At 55.7% G+C, this 15565-nt stretch carries 19 protein-coding genes; 1 reads left to right on the plus strand and 18 read right to left on the minus strand.

Annotation, left to right across the window (positions count from 1 at the left end):
• Window positions 1-28: 28 nt before the first annotated feature.
• Window positions 29-685, minus strand: coding sequence for a DUF1826 domain-containing protein (locus ACJAXR_RS00640; protein ID WP_415056323.1), 657 nt, complete (start codon window positions 683-685; stop codon window positions 29-31).
• Window positions 685-1902, minus strand: coding sequence for a zinc metallochaperone GTPase ZigA (zigA, locus tag ACJAXR_RS00645; protein ID WP_415056324.1), 1218 nt, complete (start codon window positions 1900-1902; stop codon window positions 685-687). Before zigA ends, ACJAXR_RS00640 begins: the two co-directional genes overlap by 1 nt.
• Window positions 1903-2060: 158 nt before the next feature.
• Here zigA and ACJAXR_RS00650 point away from each other — a divergent pair, with 158 nt between their 5' ends.
• A complete protein-coding gene (locus ACJAXR_RS00650) occupies window positions 2061-2459 on the plus strand; it encodes a hypothetical protein (protein ID WP_415056325.1) in 399 nt (132 codons plus the stop codon).
• On the opposite strand, the gene ACJAXR_RS00655 is transcribed toward ACJAXR_RS00650, so the two are convergent.
• The 16 genes from ACJAXR_RS00655 to fliH all read right to left on the minus strand — a co-directional run bounded on the left by ACJAXR_RS00655 (window position 2444) and on the right by fliH (window position 15561).
• Complete coding sequence (locus ACJAXR_RS00655; RefSeq protein WP_415056326.1) at window positions 2444-3109, minus strand: SIMPL domain-containing protein; 666 nt, start codon at window positions 3107-3109, stop codon at window positions 2444-2446. The two genes, ACJAXR_RS00650 and ACJAXR_RS00655, sit on opposite strands and share 16 nt — an antisense overlap.
• A gap of 70 nt (window positions 3110-3179) precedes the next feature.
• Entirely contained in the window at window positions 3180-4319 is a 1140-nt protein-coding gene (gene flhB / locus ACJAXR_RS00660; protein WP_415056327.1) for a flagellar biosynthesis protein FlhB, read from the minus strand.
• A complete protein-coding gene (gene fliR, locus ACJAXR_RS00665) occupies window positions 4319-5095 on the minus strand; it encodes a flagellar biosynthetic protein FliR (RefSeq protein ID WP_415056328.1) in 777 nt (258 codons plus the stop codon). Before fliR ends, flhB begins: the two co-directional genes overlap by 1 nt.
• Window positions 5095-5364: a flagellar biosynthesis protein FliQ gene (gene fliQ / locus ACJAXR_RS00670; RefSeq protein WP_415056329.1), complete on the minus strand. Its 270-nt coding sequence runs from the start codon at window positions 5362-5364 to the stop codon at window positions 5095-5097. The genes fliR and fliQ overlap by 1 nt, the downstream gene beginning before the upstream one ends.
• Window positions 5365-5374: 10 nt before the next feature.
• Complete coding sequence (gene fliP, locus ACJAXR_RS00675) at window positions 5375-6127, minus strand: flagellar type III secretion system pore protein FliP (protein WP_415056330.1); 753 nt, start codon at window positions 6125-6127, stop codon at window positions 5375-5377.
• A complete protein-coding gene (gene fliO / locus ACJAXR_RS00680; protein WP_415056331.1) occupies window positions 6124-6552 on the minus strand; it encodes a flagellar biosynthetic protein FliO in 429 nt (142 codons plus the stop codon). Before fliO ends, fliP begins: the two co-directional genes overlap by 4 nt.
• Window positions 6552-7022 carry a flagellar motor switch protein FliN gene (gene fliN, locus ACJAXR_RS00685; protein WP_415056332.1) on the minus strand — a complete coding sequence of 157 codons (471 nt, stop codon included), beginning with the start codon at window positions 7020-7022 and terminating at the stop codon, window positions 6552-6554. The genes fliO and fliN overlap by 1 nt, the downstream gene beginning before the upstream one ends.
• 58 nt (window positions 7023-7080) lie before the next feature.
• Window positions 7081-8052: a flagellar motor switch protein FliM gene (gene fliM, locus ACJAXR_RS00690; protein ID WP_415056333.1), complete on the minus strand. Its 972-nt coding sequence runs from the start codon at window positions 8050-8052 to the stop codon at window positions 7081-7083.
• Window positions 8053-8061: 9 nt separating this feature from the next.
• Complete coding sequence (locus ACJAXR_RS00695) at window positions 8062-8676, minus strand: flagellar basal body-associated FliL family protein (RefSeq protein ID WP_415056334.1); 615 nt, start codon at window positions 8674-8676, stop codon at window positions 8062-8064.
• A 210-nt stretch (window positions 8677-8886) separates the two neighbouring features.
• Window positions 8887-10236, minus strand: coding sequence for a flagellar hook-length control protein FliK (locus ACJAXR_RS00700; protein WP_415056335.1), 1350 nt, complete (start codon window positions 10234-10236; stop codon window positions 8887-8889).
• Between the two features lie 130 nt (window positions 10237-10366).
• Window positions 10367-10705: an Hpt domain-containing protein gene (locus tag ACJAXR_RS00705; protein ID WP_415056336.1), complete on the minus strand. Its 339-nt coding sequence runs from the start codon at window positions 10703-10705 to the stop codon at window positions 10367-10369.
• A gap of 40 nt (window positions 10706-10745) precedes the next feature.
• Window positions 10746-12485: a SpoIIE family protein phosphatase gene (locus ACJAXR_RS00710; protein ID WP_415056337.1), complete on the minus strand. Its 1740-nt coding sequence runs from the start codon at window positions 12483-12485 to the stop codon at window positions 10746-10748.
• Window positions 12486-12488: 3 nt separating this feature from the next.
• Window positions 12489-12794: an STAS domain-containing protein gene (locus ACJAXR_RS00715; protein WP_415056338.1), complete on the minus strand. Its 306-nt coding sequence runs from the start codon at window positions 12792-12794 to the stop codon at window positions 12489-12491.
• A 158-nt stretch (window positions 12795-12952) separates the two neighbouring features.
• Entirely contained in the window at window positions 12953-13408 is a 456-nt protein-coding gene (fliJ, locus tag ACJAXR_RS00720) for a flagellar export protein FliJ (RefSeq protein WP_415056339.1), read from the minus strand.
• Window positions 13401-14753: a flagellar protein export ATPase FliI gene (fliI, locus tag ACJAXR_RS00725; RefSeq protein WP_415056340.1), complete on the minus strand. Its 1353-nt coding sequence runs from the start codon at window positions 14751-14753 to the stop codon at window positions 13401-13403. The genes fliJ and fliI overlap by 8 nt, the downstream gene beginning before the upstream one ends.
• On the minus strand, window positions 14740-15561 hold the full coding sequence (fliH, locus tag ACJAXR_RS00730; protein ID WP_415056341.1) for a flagellar assembly protein FliH: 822 nt from the start codon (window positions 15559-15561) through the stop codon (window positions 14740-14742). The genes fliI and fliH overlap by 14 nt, the downstream gene beginning before the upstream one ends.
• Window positions 15562-15565 lie beyond the last annotated feature (4 nt).

Here is a 15565-nt window from a genome sequence, read left to right on the forward strand (position 1 = left end):
AAGGCACTCCTCCGGGGGATCTGCAATCTCAATTAAGCCAATCCAGGGTTAGCAGCAGACGCCGCTCGCCAGCGACAAGCGGCGGCGAGCGATGAACCAGGCCACGGCCTTCATTTCCCTGCCAGCGTTCGCCCTTGAGCAACGCAACCTGTCCTGCCTGCAAAGATTGCGGTTCGACATTCAAGGGCTGCAGATCAATCGGCGGGCCACCAAGGTATTGGCGTGGCAGCTGATGCTCGTTGAGCCATTGTGAACCCGGACCAGCATAGCTGGTAATCAGTCGCACCGGCACACGATCAACATGCCAGCGAGGGCACATACCAATGTCTAGGGTACGCAGACGCAGACCCACCAAACGCACATTGAATAGACATACAAAGGCGTTGACCAGGTAGGTTACGTCATCGATGAACTCAGCATAGCCTTCAAGGCCGGCAGCGGCGAGTGCCAGCGGTGGCAAGATAACTGCCTGGGGTACAGACTCATCCTGCACAGCTTCAATCGTGAGAGTCTCAGCCAATTGATGGCCCTGATCAAGCAGCAGCCGGGCAAAGTGCTGCACTGAGCCTTCCAGACTACGTTGCCAAACGGCCAGGTTGACATCGTCCCGTAGGATATCGGCCAGTATCGTCACATCCTTGGTCTGCACCTTAGCCGTCATGCAAGTCAGAGATTGCGCCAGCATCAGGCGGCTTCCTCTTCGACCCAAGACCCAAAAGGGTCGTTGAAATGGCGCCAAGCGTCCTTGCCCAGTGCCATTTCCTGCTCTGTGAGCAAGCAGCTGTCCAGCTCCCTGCCAAGAAGCTCGAAATCAATATGCTGGCCGATAAACACCAGCTCTTGCCGACAGTCACCCACCTGGCCATCCCAGTTAGCCGCGATTTCATCAAGCTCCTGAGAGCCCGTCGGCCATTCATGCCGGGGTACCGACTGCCACCAGCGGCCAGCATAGCTATAACGCATCACTCCACCAGCCTGGGACCAGTTACCCGCCTCCTCGATTTTGTTGGCAAGCCAGAAGTAGCCCTTCGAGCGCAGCAGACGTCCGTTCTCCCAAGTGCGGTCAAGGAAACGATAGAATCGCTCGGGATGAAAAGGTTTGCGCGCCCGGTAGCTGCCCGAAGCTATCCCGTATTCTTCTGTTTCGGGTCTGTGCTCACCGCGCAACTCCTTCAACCAGCCCGCTGCCAGCGAGGCACGCTCGAAACTGAAACGTCCCGTATTGAGTACCTTTGCCAGCGGCACCTGACCCATGACCATCGGGAGAATCTCTGCTTCGTTGTTCAGGCTACGCAGAATTGCTAGGAGCTCCTCGCGCTGCTCCGAGGAAATCAAATCGATCTTGCTCAACAAGATTACATCGGCAAACTCCACCTGCTCGATCAGCAGGTCGGTAATACTCCGTTCGTCGTCCTCACCCAGAGTTTCGCCGCGACTGACCAGACTGTCTGCGGTCTGAAAATCAGTGAGGAAATTCATTCCGTCAACCACAGTAACCATGGTGTCCAGGCGAGCCAGATCAGAGAGGCTGTGACCGTCTTTGTCGCGGAAGGTAAAGGTTTCCGCAACCGGCAATGGCTCGGATATACCCGTGGACTCGATCAGCAAATAATCAAAGCGGCCCTCTGTGGCGAGTCGGGCCACTTCTTCGAGCAGGTCTTCACGCAAGGTGCAGCATATGCAGCCATTACTCATCTCGATCAGTTTTTCATCCGCACGATTGAGCGTCACATTGCGCTGCACCTCGCTGGCATCAATATTGATATCGCTCATGTCGTTAACGATCACCGCGACGCGAAGGTTGTCCCGGTTACGTAAAATCTGATTGAGCAAAGTGCTTTTGCCCGCACCCAGAAACCCTGACAAGACACTGACGGAGAGACGAGAATCGCTAAATTTCATAGCTTGTTCCTATACAGATAAGAAGATCTTCACTATATTGATATAACATAACATTATCAATAAAGAGACAACTTCCCCCCGAATATAGTTTGCCAGCGACACTCCCAGCGCACATCAAACTGCTAAAATATCAATACATCCAGCTGCCACGGCGCCCCATGAATCCAGACTTAGGCTTGATCTACCAACAGCAATCACTGATCGACGACCAGCCTGTCGAGTTTTTGCAGATACGCTTCAGTGAAATTGATTTCGTCAGCCACGAACTCTGCACTACCCTGTTCGAGGTTCCGTGGGGTGAAGACGCCAAATTGCATGCGCTGTCACTCGATTTCGGCCAGGACATTCTGCTCGAACTACTCGCTCGTCTCGAGCCTGAGGCGCAGCAAGCTTTTTTAACGCAAGTGAATGGTCAACTGCCGCCCTTTCACGTCAGTCTCCCGGAGCCGGTGCTGGTCGAGCGTGTCTGGTGTGCGCTAGGAGAGGAACAGGAGGTCGAAGGGGAAAGCTTCATCCCCTTCGTCATTCAGAGCCTGGATGATCAACGCAGTATGTAGTCGATACTGGTAACCACCCTTACCCGCTTGGTCTCAGGGGTAAAGGGGTCAACATCCTCGATCGAGAAATACCCCTGGGATGCCCGCCGTATGCTACCGACACTCGCTTCAGCATCCCGCGCGAACTGATCCGCTGCAGCACGTGCGTCGCGGGTAGCGTCCGCGATCATCTCCGGCTTGATTGATTCCAGACCGGTAAATACAAAACTGGGCTGAAATTCATAGCTCTGGGTCAGAGCCACACCGGACTTGACCAGCTCGCCCACCGATTGCATCGTCGTCTTAACCCGCTCTACATCCTGAGTGCGGACCAACACAGTTACCTCCGCCCGGTAACGATCCGCCGGCAATACCGAGCCATACACATTGGCGTGCTGATCGGTAATCTTGGGCATGGACAACTGGATGTCAGCCTCACTGAAGCCTTTGAGTAACAGGAAGGATCGAATCAGACTCTGTTGCAATTCGATATCGTTTTGCAGCGGATCCAGTTCATTGCCGAATACCGAAAAATTGATCGGCCACAGCGCCAGGTCAGCATCGCGAAACTGCAGCATGCCGCTTTTGATATTGATTGCCATGAAGGCCAGCGCAAGCGCAATGAATGCTCCTGCCACCATCTGCCATAGTGCGCCAGACTTGCCCGTCATTGTGAGAATCTCTATTTAGTGTAAAAGCCCACATTAGCCGAAAAACCTGAAACGAAATATCCAGATCGCATTAATCGTCTTTTCGCAGGTCTTGCGGAATATCCGGCGTCGGCATGGGGCCCGGCCGCTTGCCCTGACCCGCGCGGTATTGCCGCAACTGGAATACATACGCAAGCACCTGCGCTACGGCCAGGTAGAGTCCGGCGGGGATCTGCTGATCCAGGTCGGTACTGTAAAACACTGCTCGTGCAAGGGGCGGCGACTCGAGAATGATCACTTCATTTTCGGCCGCCACTTCACGAATACGCTGGGCAAGGAAATCGGCACCCTTGGCAACCAATATCGGCGCGCCGGAGTTCAACGGGTCGTACTTCAAGGCCACCGCAAAATGAGTCGGGTTAGTGATCACCACGTCCGCCTGGGGCACCTCGCCCATCATCCGCCGCTCGGCCATTTCCCGCTGCAGTTGACGAATTCGGCCCTTTACCTCTGGCTTGCCTTCGGAATCCTTGAATTCATCACGGATTTCCTGCTTGGTCATCTTCAGCTTCTGCGCGTTGTCCCATATCTGAAACGGAATATCGACTGCTGCGATTAGAATCAGCGAACACGCCAGGAAAAATAACGCCCTACCGAGAATCCAGATGCTATGACTGATGGCATCTGGCAAGGGTTCCGAGTTCAACGCGCGCAGCTCATTCTGAAAGAGCGACAGCACCAGCAGTGCCATCGCCAGCACCACCAGAAACTTGGCCAACGCCTTGAGCAGCTCGACCAAGGCCTTGATGGAAAACATTCTTTTCAACCCTGCACCCGGGTTCATCCGGCTTACTTTCGGCGCCAAAGCCTTGCCACTGAACAGCCAACCGCCCAGCAAAATGGGGCCCACAATGGAGGCGACGAACAGCACAAAAAACAGCGGAGCGAGAATCTTCAGGCCGATATTGACCGATTCAAGCAGATGCAATCCCATGCTATCGGTTGCATAGAGCGCATCGCGTTCCAACGAAAAATTATAGGCCATCAGATCCAGCAACAGATCCACCATGGCCGGGCCAAAAAAAATCAGCCCGGCGGCTGAACACATCACCACTGCAAGAGTATTGAGCTCCTTAGAGCGCGCGATCTGGCCCTTGTCGCGGGACTCTTTAAGCCGTTTCTCCGTGGGGTCTTCGGATTTTTCCTGACCGCTGTCCGGTTGCTCTGACATTACTGGGCTCTCACCAGCCCGCGCAGCCAGATCAAGGTATCGGTAGTAACCATTTGATAATGCTCGCCGACGCTGGCGAGCAAAGCCCAGATGATGAATAGACCAAACACCAGGGTAAGGGGGAAACCAATCGAGAAAATGTTCAACTGCGGCGCGGCCCGCATCATCACACCAAAAGACAGGTTGACAATCAATAAAGCAGTAATCGCTGGCAAGCCGATCAGCACGGCTGCCGCCATCACCCAGGAGAAACGCAGAACAACTGCCTGAAAATCCGACACCAGGAAAAATTCGCCCAGTGGCAAGGTCGTAAAGCTTTCAACCAGCACCTCAATGACTACCAGATGACCATCGATGGAGAGAAACAAAAGGGTCACCAACATGGTAAAGACCTGGGCAACCACTGCCACGGAAATGCCCAAGCTTGGATCGTTCATCGAGGCAAAACCCAGACCCATCTGCATCGCTACGATCTGACCGGCCAACACGTGAATCTGAAACAGCAGCTGCAGCACGAAACCCATGGTGGCACCGATCAGGATTTGCTCGGCGATGATTGCCCAGGTGGCCAGCTCCAGGGGATCCATGGAAGGCGGTGCAGGAATATGCGGCACCACCAGCAAAGTCAACGCCACCGTCAAAAACAGCCGTATACGCGCTGGGACCAGCTGGGTACCGATCACCGGCATGGTCATCATAAGGCTGGCAATGCGGAAAAATACCCACATGTAACTGGATATCCAGCGGCTGATGTCGGCACCGGTCAGTTCCAGCATCAGCCGATCAGGCTCGGAATATTGCGATACAGGGTGTCGGTATAATCGATAAGTTGTGTCACTAGCCAAGGGCCGAGCACAATCAACGTTAGGAAAGTGAACAGCAGACGCGGCAAAAAGCTGAGCGTCTGCTCGTTGATTTGCGTGGCCGCCTGAAACATCGCAACGATCAGGCCGACAAAAAGACTGGGCAGCACGATGACAGCCACCATTACGGTGGTCAGCCAGAGCGCCTGGCGAAATAACTCAACTGCGATCTCGGGGGTCATCGCCGGGCTCCTATGTCACTGCAAAACTGGCAGCAAGGGTACCGATAATCAGCGCCCAGCCATCAACCAGTACAAACAGCATGATTTTGAATGGTAGGGAAATAATCAAAGGCGAGAGCATCATCATACCCATGGCCATCAATACGCTGGCCACGACCAGATCGATCACCAGAAAGGGTATAAAGATCATGAAACCGATTTGAAACGCCGTCTTCAACTCCGAGGTGACGAATGCCGGCACCAGAATATGAAAAGGCACGTCCTCGGGTCGAGTCAGATCATCGCGCCGGGCAAGACGCACGAATAGCTCAAGGTCGGTCTCACGGGTCTGCGCCAGCATAAAACCACGAAGCGGGATACTTCCACGCTCCAGCGCCTGCTGGGGCGAAAGCTCCTCGTTCAAATAAGGCTGCAGGGCCGTTTCGTTTATCTTTTCGTATACCGGCGCCATGATGAAAATCGACAAGAAAATTGCCAATCCAACCATGATCTGGCTCGAAGGCGTCTGCTGCAGGCCTAATGCCTGACGGAGAATCGCAAAAACAATAATGATTCGGGTGAAGCTGGTCATCATCATGACGAAAGCCGGGATGAACGACAGTGCTGACATGAGCAGCAGAATCTGCAGACTGACCCCGTAGGTCTGTCCACCGTCTTCGTCCGTACTCAGGGTGATCGCTTTCATGGTCAGCAGATCGCCTGCTTCCTGAGCAATCGCGGTGGGTATCAGAAACATCAACAACAAGGGTATCCAACGCTTCATGTGCGCGGCTCCCGCTTGATCAGAGTGCGCAGGGTTTTCGCAAAATCGCTGTTGATGCCCGCAGCAACAGGTAGTTCCGCCACCGGCTCATCAAACGTATGCAAGGTGGTTATCCGGCCGGGGGAAGCTCCTAGGAGAAGTTGCTTGCCCCCGACATCGACCAGGACCAGGCGATCCCGGGGCCCCAGAGCCAGGCTGCCGATCATCTTGATGTGCTGCCCACCCCGCGGGGCCAACGGGCCAACCCGACGCATCAGATAACCAATCAGGAATATGAGACCCACGACCAGCACCAGGCCCAACCCAAGCTGCCCCAGTTGTGCAGCAATGTTGATCGGATTACCGCTTTCAGGTTGCTGCGCATTTGCAGCAGCTGACAGCAGAAGCACCGGCGCGCCCCCCAGACGCAAGGATCTGGCCCGCATCAGCGCAGCTTCTTGATTCGTTCAGAGGGACTGATCACGTCGGTCAGGCGGATGCCGAACTTCTCGTTCACCACCACCACTTCGCCATGGGCGATCAGAGTACCGTTGACCATCACATCAAGCGGCTCGCCGGCCAGACGGTCTAGCTCGACCACCGATCCCTGGTTAAGCTGCAGCAAATTGCGAATAGTGATATCCGTGTTGCCCACTTCCATCGAGATAGTCACCGGGATGTCCAAAATGACGTCCAGATTCGGTGTATCACCTCCGGTCTCAAACGACTCACCGGTCTTGATACTCGGCGCGTTGAATTCTTCCATCGCCATGCGTGGCGACTTGTCGTTTTCAGCGAGCATAGCGTCGATATCGTCCTGACTGGCGTCGCCCGACTCGTCCAGTGCCGCAGCCCATTCGTCTGCAAGCGCCTGCTCTTCGGGGGTTACATCGGCGGACGTATTGTCATCGGCCATCTTGTTATTCCTCGGTACTGTTGATTGGCATAGTGTTTATTAGAATTCGGGGATATCGTCAACGCGGCCGGATGACTGGCCCCAGTATCTGCAGTGCCAGATTGCCCTTTACAGAGCCGATCTTGGCCTTGAATGTGGGCACACCGTTGGCGCACAGGATCATATGGTCCGGCAGCTCAACTGGAATCACATCTCCAGCCTGCATACTCAATAGATCCCTGAGCTTCAGTTGACGCCGCACTACGGTGGCACTCAGTGGCACGCGGGCGGCAGTAATTTCTTCGCGCAAGGCGCGTATCCAGCGCTCATCGTGGTCATCTATATCAGACTGTACGCCCGAATCGAGGACTTCACGCAGCGGCTCTATCATCGAATAGGGGAACGTGATGTGCATATCGCCACCGCCGCCATCCAGCTCAATATGGAATGTCGACACAACCACCACCTCGCTGGGACTGACAATATTGGCCAGCGCCGGATTCACCTCCGAGTTGACGTACTCGAAATTCACATCCTGCACCGCTTGCCAGGCTTCCTTGAGGTCAAGAAACGTCTGATCCAGCACCATGCGCACAACACGCAGCTCGGTGGGGGTAAATTCTCGACCTTCGATCTTGGCATGGCGGCCGTCGCCGCCAAAAAAATTATCAACCAGCTTGAACACCAGCTTGGCGTCGAGAATGAACAGAGCGGTACCGCGCAACGGTTTCATCTTGACCAGGTTAAGGCTAGTTGGCACATAGAGGGAATGAATGTATTCGCCAAATTTCATCACCTGCACGCCGCCCACCGCCACATCGGCTGATCGACGCAACAAGTTGAACATGCTGATACGGGTGTAGCGCGCGAAGCGTTCGTTGATCATCTCGAGGGTCGGCATGCGCCCACGGACAATACGATCCTGGCTGGTCAGGTCATAACTTTTAACCGAGCCGGGTGCAGCATCGACCTCGGTATCGACTGCGCCGTCATCGACACCATGCAACAGCGCATCGATTTCGTCCTGTGACAGCAGATCCTGAACGGCCATGGGTGCTTCCTATTGCAAGACTATGTTGGTGAACAATACGGTTTCGATTACCGGGTTGCCCAGTTCCTTCTCGAGCATCGACTTAACAGCCAATGTCGCGCGTTCACGCAATGCTTCCTTTCCCTCAGGGGTAAGCAGAGTCGAAAACTCCTCGCTGCTCAACTGCAGAACCAGCTCATTGCGCAATAACGGCAGATGCTGGACCAATGCCGTCATCGCTTCCGGATCGCGCCCCATCAATACCACGTTCACCTGCAAATAGCGGCGCCTGCCTTCGTGGGTAAAATTGACAACGAACGCCGGATCCATTGATTGATATATCGCCTGTTGACGCACTGGCGCGGCATCAACTACCGGCTCTGCGGGTTCTTCTCCGCCGCCCATGAAGAAAAAAGCTGCGCCGCCGGCCGAGACCAACACTGCCAGAAAAGCGGCGCCAATCAGAACAAAGAGTTTTTTCCGACTCTTGACCGGGACGCCCTCGCCATCAACTAAGAGCTGTTTTTCTGGTTTCAGCACTGCCAGAAAAGCGGCGCCAATCAGAACAAAGAGTTTTTTCCGGCTCTTGACCGGGACGCCCTCGCCATCAGCTGAGGGCTGTTCTTCTGGTTCTTGCTTCGCCATGACAAAATACCGTCACTTATGCCGAGAAAAGCCTGTTTCACGGGCTGGTGAATAGGGTTCTGCATCGTCCGTGCCAGCTTCCACGCAGCATGCAGAATCGAGCCTTCAAGGATAAAGCTAAGTGCAGCAAATGTCTTTGTTTGAAAGTTCCCGGACGCAGACAAAAAAACCGGGCCCCGGCCCGGTTTTCGAAGAGTACTGACAATGCGATCAGGCGTAGTAATCAACCAGCCGTCTGGACTGGGCCTGCGTTATCGCTGCCGTGGCAAGCATCATCCCGGCCTCGTCAGCTTCCAGCGTCTGCGATCCGGTCACGGGGCCGCGCCGCTGACCCTCTCTGGCGCCCTCCTCATTATGATGCGCCTGCTGATCGACTGCGGAATCACCCACAGACACGTCTACCAGATTCATTCCCTGCTGGCTGAACGCTTCACGCAGACGGAACATCTGGGCTTCAAGCGCTTCCCGCACCGACGGATTCTGCGTAACGAACTGGACCTGATGCTCCTGCCCACGGGTCTGGATATTAATTTCCAGCGGACCCAAGTCCGCAGGGTCCAGACGGATATTCACGCTGCGCAGATTCTGGCTGGACATCCACATCATCTTGTCCATGACTGCGTCGCCCCAACCAGCCTGACCAAAAGGTACGTTCAACGTCTGACTCGCAGCCAGGACTGGGCGTGCAGCCAGCGCCCCCTGAGCTGCAGCCTGAGTCTGTGCGCCGGGACGCAACAGCCCTTCACCTGAGTCCTTGTCCGCGCCGGGCTGCCGTCCGCTCAGGGCTTCGAGGGTTTCTGCCAGCTTACCAGCAAACGCGGTCTTGCCTTCGGCCGCGGCCGGCGTCATCTCAAGATTACGCTGTACGGGCTGCTGACCGTCAATCTGTGTGCTTCTTTCGGTCATGGCCCGCGTACCCATCTGGCCGAACTGCTCCTGACGCAGGTCACGCTCACCCTTACCTAGTTGATCCTGCGTCAACTGGAGGCTCGCAGCCCCAGCGTCGGGTTTGACTTTGCTCCCCAAGGAATCAAGTGTGCCATCAGCCATGGCAAAGGGGCCTACAACCGGCGTTAATGTTGCCCCCGGCAGCGGAGCTGCTAACGCCGTTCCACCTTGCGCATCAACAATGGCTTCGTCAACATCACCAAGAAACTGTCGGGCCTGATCCAGCCACTGGGACCATTCTTCTGCCAGACCAGTCAGCTCTTGCTGCTGATCCGCCGACGTGCCTTCAGCGTACAATAAGGTTGTCTGTTCGCCCGTCTCAATGCGCAACTCATCAAGTTGAGTCAGCCACGCCTCCATACCCGCCGGCAAGTTTTTGCCATCGGCGGCAAGTTCGGCAACCTCCAGCAGCTTGTCCGCAGCGTCACTTTCAGCTTCGCCGAGCAATTGAATCAGGGCTTCTACATCATCGGGCTGTTGCTTCGATAGGATATCGGCGAAACTCGCACCCGGGGCCTGGCCTGACTCGGCGGGGCCTCCCTGCGTAGGCTGGGCTTTACCTGGTAACGATCCGGTGCTGATAAACGCCAGCAGATTCTGACTGACTGACATCGCAAATTCTCCATTGCAGGTAACGGGATTGTGCCTGGCGACTAACCATGCAACCAATGCAAAAGGATGATGCAAACGGCGAGCCAGATTCGGATAAAAGCATTAAATAACAAAAGGGCTTAATGATGCTTTAAATAACCAATTGCGGTGCGAGACGTTGAAAGCCTTGCCTGATTTTATCGAAGCTGCGATGGGCCGCTTGAACATCCTTGACCAACGCTGCACATTCGGCCTCTTCACAGGCTTGGTGCAAGGCCAGGGCTCCCATATTGCCGCAACTGCCCTTGAAACTATGGGCTGTCTGGCGGAAGTCATCCCAGTCTTGGGTGTCCAGGCTGGTGCGTAGCCGGCTCAATCGCGCCACGGCATCCTTGCTGAAGGTCTCTAGTAGCAAGGGATAGTCTTCCTGCATCAACTCGCGCAATGCGTTTTGTACCGTGGGGTCTACATCCATAAGCCGTTCGGGCATGCAATCCGTGTCTCCTGAGTTCCCGTAAACTGAAGTACATTCAACTGAAATCAGTATGCCCAAGCTGCCAGACAAAGACTACTGTGACTTTATTGCCCTTGACATTGAAACGCAGTTCTTCAGACAGCGCCCTAACCAGCGCCAGCCCACGTCCGGCGTAGCCTTCATGCACCCTGCTGGCACTGTGCTCGACGAACCCCTCACCGCTGTCTTCCATCTCTATCGCCAGCGTACCGCCAGCCACATCAGGCCGATGATCCAGTACAACCCGTACCCAGCCATCCTGCAGCGCCGCCAAGCGCCGGTTACGCTCCAGGTAATAACGGGTAAAACCGCGCGAATCAAGCTTGATCGACGAGTCAAGCTGCAACAAACCATGCTCCAAAGCATTACTGTAAAGTTCGCTTAGGATAATGAACAGACGCCCGGCGTGGTAGCGTAGGCCCGGTACCTCCATCAGTACCTTGATCAGAAATGGCAAAGGATTGTGCTCGCGAATCGAAGCCGCGCGAAAGGTGTATGCCAACTGCCAGTCCTGCGCGTCCAGGTGCCTGACATCCTCATGCAATAGTGTTGCTGGCGGTGCCTTGAGCGGCTGCATAACGACCTCAAGCAAACTGATATCGTCTTCTGGACTGCCATGAAAGGCTTCTAGCTCCTCCAGCAGTCCGTCAAAAATCGCTTGCGGGTGCCTTTCGAAACGACTGATGAACTCTGCAAGGCGCCCCTCGCCAAACTCTTCGCCAGCCTGGTTACGGCTCTCGATGACTCCGTCCGTCCAACACAGTAGTCGCTCCCCCGGCGCCATCGGTAGCACTGTTGGGATGGGATCAAACCGCTCCGGCGACGCCACTGCCAACGGCAGATGAGTAGACGGCACGCGATGCAGTAATTGGCCCTGCTGGCCCAGCAACAGCACTTCCGGCAAACCACCGTTCCAGACCTCGATCAGCCCCTTGTCCGGATTCACTTCAATCAGCACCGCACAACAGAAGATGCCCACAGGAAGAATCCGTCTGAGCTTGTTGTTCGCCTCCAGCAGTATGTCACGCAGATTGAAGCCGCGGGCCGTCATCGAATAAAACACTTCCGCCAACGGCATCGCACCAATCGCGGCGGAAAGACCATGTCCAGTGAAATCGCCAAGCAGAACATGCATACCACCGGAAGGCTTGTAGGCTGCCAGCAGAATGTCACCGTTGAACATGGCAAAAGCCGTCTGGACGTAACGCACATTGCTTGCATCGAGACTACCGGCATGGGCAACCCGGTCGAAGATGATCTTCGCCAGCTCCTGTTCGCGCAACAAACGCTCATGTTGTTGACTGAGCAGGTCGCGCTGATCCTGCAGCGTCTGATGCATATCCTGCATGCGATTGAACGCCTGGATCTTGGCCTGCAGAATAACCGGGTTGTAGGGTTTGGTGAGAAAATCATCACCCCCGGCCTCGAGGCACTTCACCAGCGCGCCGGTTTCGGTCAGGCTGGTTAAGAAGATGATCGGGATCAGATTTTCGCCCGACTGCAGCTTCATTCGCCGAGCTGCTTCGAAGCCGTCCATGACGGGCATCAAGGCGTCCAGCAGAACCAGATCGGGCTGGTGCGCACTGAACTGTACCAGCGCTTCCAGACCATTCTCGGCACTGAACACCTGGTGGCCCAAACGAGCGACAAGACGCCCAAGGATCATCCGGTCGGTCGGATTATCGTCCGCTATGAGGATTTTCAGCGGCGAACTCTGTTGATCTGACACCAGACCCTGAGGACGATGAACGGCCATGGCCTATTCGATACTGAAAAGCTGTTCGAAGTTGGAAATACTCAACACTTTGCGCACGTTCTGATTGCAGTGGATGATACGGATATCCGCAACATCACCACCCGCGTGATCTCTTAGCAGCAGGAGCATACCCAATGCAGAGCTGTCGATATAATCCGTGTCGTTTAGATCCACCACAAAACGCTGGGGCGTAAGTCCGCCCCGCTCATACGCTTCCCGGAAATCCTGATGCGCACCGAAATCGAACCGACCGGACACCTTGATAGTCAACTCCTGGCCGTCGGGGGATAAAGTGGCCTTGATGGGCATGCGACTTCCTTATTAATGGCTGCAGCTATGCCGCTGCTGGGGCTGCGACACTACCGTCGCTAAAATAAATGCCAGATTGGCAGTCGCATCAAGACAATAGTATGGCTGCTTGGGGCTCTTGCGTGTGAATTAAGTACTAGCACAGGGCCAAGGGCCTGTCAGGGATTATTTGAACTGCGGCCAAAGGCCCTCTGGGATAATTCGTCGAGCAACTTCTGTTCCTGCCGGTCAGCCCTGAAACGTGCCTCTTCATGGTAGCGTTCTACCAATTTGCGCAGTCCCTCAAGACGCTGATAACGCTGACGCCAGTGCTCCCGAGCCTTTTCCAGGCTCTGGCCATTCCATATCACTGTTTGCTGTTGCTGCTCGATTGCGGTCTGCATCTGCGCAAGAAAGCGCTGATAGTTGATTAACCAGTCGCGCCCCACTCCTTGCTGACCCCGCTGCACCCAGCCGTTCTGATACTCGTTGCAATAAAATTCCAGGTCCTGCAAACGAGCCTGGGCACTGTCGAGTTGTTGTTGCGCCTCCCCCAGTCTACCCGCCGCCTTGCGCTCTTCTTCCAGTGCCATATCCAGTACCGGCGCCAGGCGCTGGGCCCGGTTTTCACTCATGGCTGATCAACTGTTGCAGTGCGGTGCGGCTGTCAGCCAGATCGACCTTGACCTGCAGCCCCTGACGCAGGAAAGCCTGCATATCAGGCATCTTTACCATGGCCATATCGGTCAAAGGATCGGAGCCGGCCGAATAGGCGCCGACGCTGATCAGGTCACGACTCTGTTGGTAACGCGCGTATATCTGTTTGAAGCGCTGGGCGCTTTGCATCTGTGTTTCATTGACAATCTGTGGCATGGCCCGACTGATTGAGGCTTCGATATCGATCGCCGGGTAATGACCTTCTTCTGCAAGACGGCGCGACAACACCACGTGACCGTCTAAAATAGCGCGCGAGGCGTCCGCAATGGGATCCTGCTGGTCATCTCCCTCGGACAGCACAGTATAAAATGCCGTAATTGAACCGCCGCCCTGTTCAGCGTTGCCTGCCCGTTCGACCAGTTGCGGTAACTTGGCAAATACCGATGGAGGGTAACCCTTGGTTGCCGGCGGCTCACCAATCGCCAGGGCGATTTCCCGCTGGGCCTGGGCAAAACGCGTCAGAGAATCCATCAGCAATAGAACGTTCTTACCCTGATCGCGAAAATATTCGGCAATACGCGTGCAATACATCGCAGCGCGCAAGCGCATCAGCGGTGCATCGTCCGCCGGCGACGCGACGACGACCGAGCGTGCCATGCCTTTTTCGCCCAGAATCTGTTCGATGAATTCCTTGACCTCCCGCCCCCGCTCCCCGACCAGACCAACAATGGTGATATCGGCATCGGTAAAGCGCGTCATCATGCCCAGCAACATACTCTTGCCCACGCCACTTCCGGCGAACAAACCCAGTCGCTGGCCGCGGCCCACAGTCAGCAGGCTGTTGATTGCACGAATACCCACGTCCAGCGGTTCTTCGATCGGGTGGCGCTTGAGCGGATTGATAGTCGGGCCATTGAGATCTACCCAGTCATCGGCCTTGAAATCGCCCTTGCCGTCCAGCGGCCGACCAATACCGTCGAGTACCCGTCCCAGCATCGCAGTACCCATGGGCAGTTTTCCGCTACCCTTGGATGGCACCACACGGGCACCTGGCTGCACACCCTGCAGGCTGTCTACCGGCATCAGATAAATCTTGCTGCCGGAAAAGCCCATGACTTCCGCTTCGATCTTGCTGCTGCCATGAGCCGTATCACTGATAACCATGCAGCGGCTGCCCACCGGCGCCTTGCAGCCTTCGGCCTCAAGGGTCAGGCCAACCATGCGTATAAGGCGCCCCTCAACCACGGGCTCATCAGGCAGGCTCAGGGCCGGCTCGTAGGCGGCAAGACGCCGGGCAAAGCTGATCCGTTCAGGATTGTCCATCAGCCGGCTCCCGATCATTCTCCGGTTGCACGATAATATCGGGCTCCGGTGGATGGGCGCGCAGCTCGCGCTGCTGCTCGAAAAGCTGCTCGGTTATCTGTTGTAGGCGGGTTTCCAGCGTGGCATCGAGCTGGCTGTGTTCGGTTTCCAGTCGGCAACCGCCAGGCAATAACTGATCATCTTCCAACAACCGCCATTTTTCCTCGTGACGTTCGCGTAACACCTTGGCCGCGTCGAAATCCACCGGATTGAGATAGATACGGATATTCTCAGCGCCCATGGGCAGGGCTTTCAGTGCGCCCTTTAACACGCGGGTGATCTGGCTGGAATCGGTGGTGAGCTCACGCTGCACAACCTGACGAACCATGGTTTCGACCAGTTTGAGCAGCATATCTTCAATCTGATCGTCTTGATCCTGCATGGGCTCCATCAGCTGGGCCATCAAAGCTTCCAGTTCAGCCATCCGAGCCTCGAGCTTGGTCCTGGCGTCCTGCTGGCCCTTGAGCTGTCCGGAATGAAATCCATCCTTCTCCCCTGTCGCAAAGCCTTCGTTGTAGGCCTCTTCGCGAATCTGCTCGAGCTCTTCAACGGTAAATGGCTTGGGTGCCTCTTCCTGGGGCTCCGCCTCGACCTCAGCTTTGGCAGCTTCAGCCGCTGCGTCAGCTTTCGACTGGTCACGGTCCAGGGGCACCTGATGCGGCTCAGAGTCAAAACTCGGCAGATCCCAGCGCGCGAAGGCTGATTGTTCGCCACCACGCAGCAGTTCGCTGTCTTCGGTCCTGGCGGCGGTTGTGCCTGGATTTTTCATCTAC

Origin of the sequence: Halopseudomonas sp., assembly GCF_047631575.1 — a bacterium.
Lineage (GTDB): Bacteria > Pseudomonadota > Gammaproteobacteria > Pseudomonadales > Pseudomonadaceae > Halopseudomonas.

Excerpts from the sequence above, each read along its gene's own strand:
- ACJAXR_RS00640 (WP_415056323.1), bottom strand. The coding sequence starts at position 685 with ATGCTGGCGCAATCTCTGACTTGCATGACGGCTAAGGTGCAGACCAAG.
- zigA (WP_415056324.1), bottom strand. The coding sequence starts at position 1,902 with ATGAAATTTAGCGATTCTCGTCTCTCCGTCAGTGTCTTGTCAGGGTTT.
- ACJAXR_RS00650 (WP_415056325.1), top strand. The coding sequence starts at position 2,061 with ATGAATCCAGACTTAGGCTTGATCTACCAACAGCAATCACTGATCGAC.
- ACJAXR_RS00655 (WP_415056326.1), bottom strand. The coding sequence starts at position 3,109 with ATGACGGGCAAGTCTGGCGCACTATGGCAGATGGTGGCAGGAGCATTC.
- flhB (WP_415056327.1), bottom strand. The coding sequence starts at position 4,319 with ATGTCAGAGCAACCGGACAGCGGTCAGGAAAAATCCGAAGACCCCACG.
- fliR (WP_415056328.1), bottom strand. The coding sequence starts at position 5,095 with ATGCTGGAACTGACCGGTGCCGACATCAGCCGCTGGATATCCAGTTAC.
- fliQ (WP_415056329.1), bottom strand. The coding sequence starts at position 5,364 with ATGACCCCCGAGATCGCAGTTGAGTTATTTCGCCAGGCGCTCTGGCTG.
- fliP (WP_415056330.1), bottom strand. The coding sequence starts at position 6,127 with ATGAAGCGTTGGATACCCTTGTTGTTGATGTTTCTGATACCCACCGCG.
- fliO (WP_415056331.1), bottom strand. The coding sequence starts at position 6,552 with ATGCGGGCCAGATCCTTGCGTCTGGGGGGCGCGCCGGTGCTTCTGCTG.
- fliN (WP_415056332.1), bottom strand. The coding sequence starts at position 7,022 with ATGGCCGATGACAATACGTCCGCCGATGTAACCCCCGAAGAGCAGGCG.
- fliM (WP_415056333.1), bottom strand. The coding sequence starts at position 8,052 with ATGGCCGTTCAGGATCTGCTGTCACAGGACGAAATCGATGCGCTGTTG.
- ACJAXR_RS00695 (WP_415056334.1), bottom strand. The coding sequence starts at position 8,676 with ATGGCGAAGCAAGAACCAGAAGAACAGCCCTCAGCTGATGGCGAGGGC.
- ACJAXR_RS00700 (WP_415056335.1), bottom strand. The coding sequence starts at position 10,236 with ATGTCAGTCAGTCAGAATCTGCTGGCGTTTATCAGCACCGGATCGTTA.
- ACJAXR_RS00705 (WP_415056336.1), bottom strand. The coding sequence starts at position 10,705 with ATGCCCGAACGGCTTATGGATGTAGACCCCACGGTACAAAACGCATTG.
- ACJAXR_RS00710 (WP_415056337.1), bottom strand. The coding sequence starts at position 12,485 with ATGGCCGTTCATCGTCCTCAGGGTCTGGTGTCAGATCAACAGAGTTCG.
- ACJAXR_RS00715 (WP_415056338.1), bottom strand. The coding sequence starts at position 12,794 with ATGCCCATCAAGGCCACTTTATCCCCCGACGGCCAGGAGTTGACTATC.
- fliJ (WP_415056339.1), bottom strand. The coding sequence starts at position 13,408 with ATGAGTGAAAACCGGGCCCAGCGCCTGGCGCCGGTACTGGATATGGCA.
- fliI (WP_415056340.1), bottom strand. The coding sequence starts at position 14,753 with ATGGACAATCCTGAACGGATCAGCTTTGCCCGGCGTCTTGCCGCCTAC.
- fliH (WP_415056341.1), bottom strand. The coding sequence starts at position 15,561 with ATGAAAAATCCAGGCACAACCGCCGCCAGGACCGAAGACAGCGAACTG.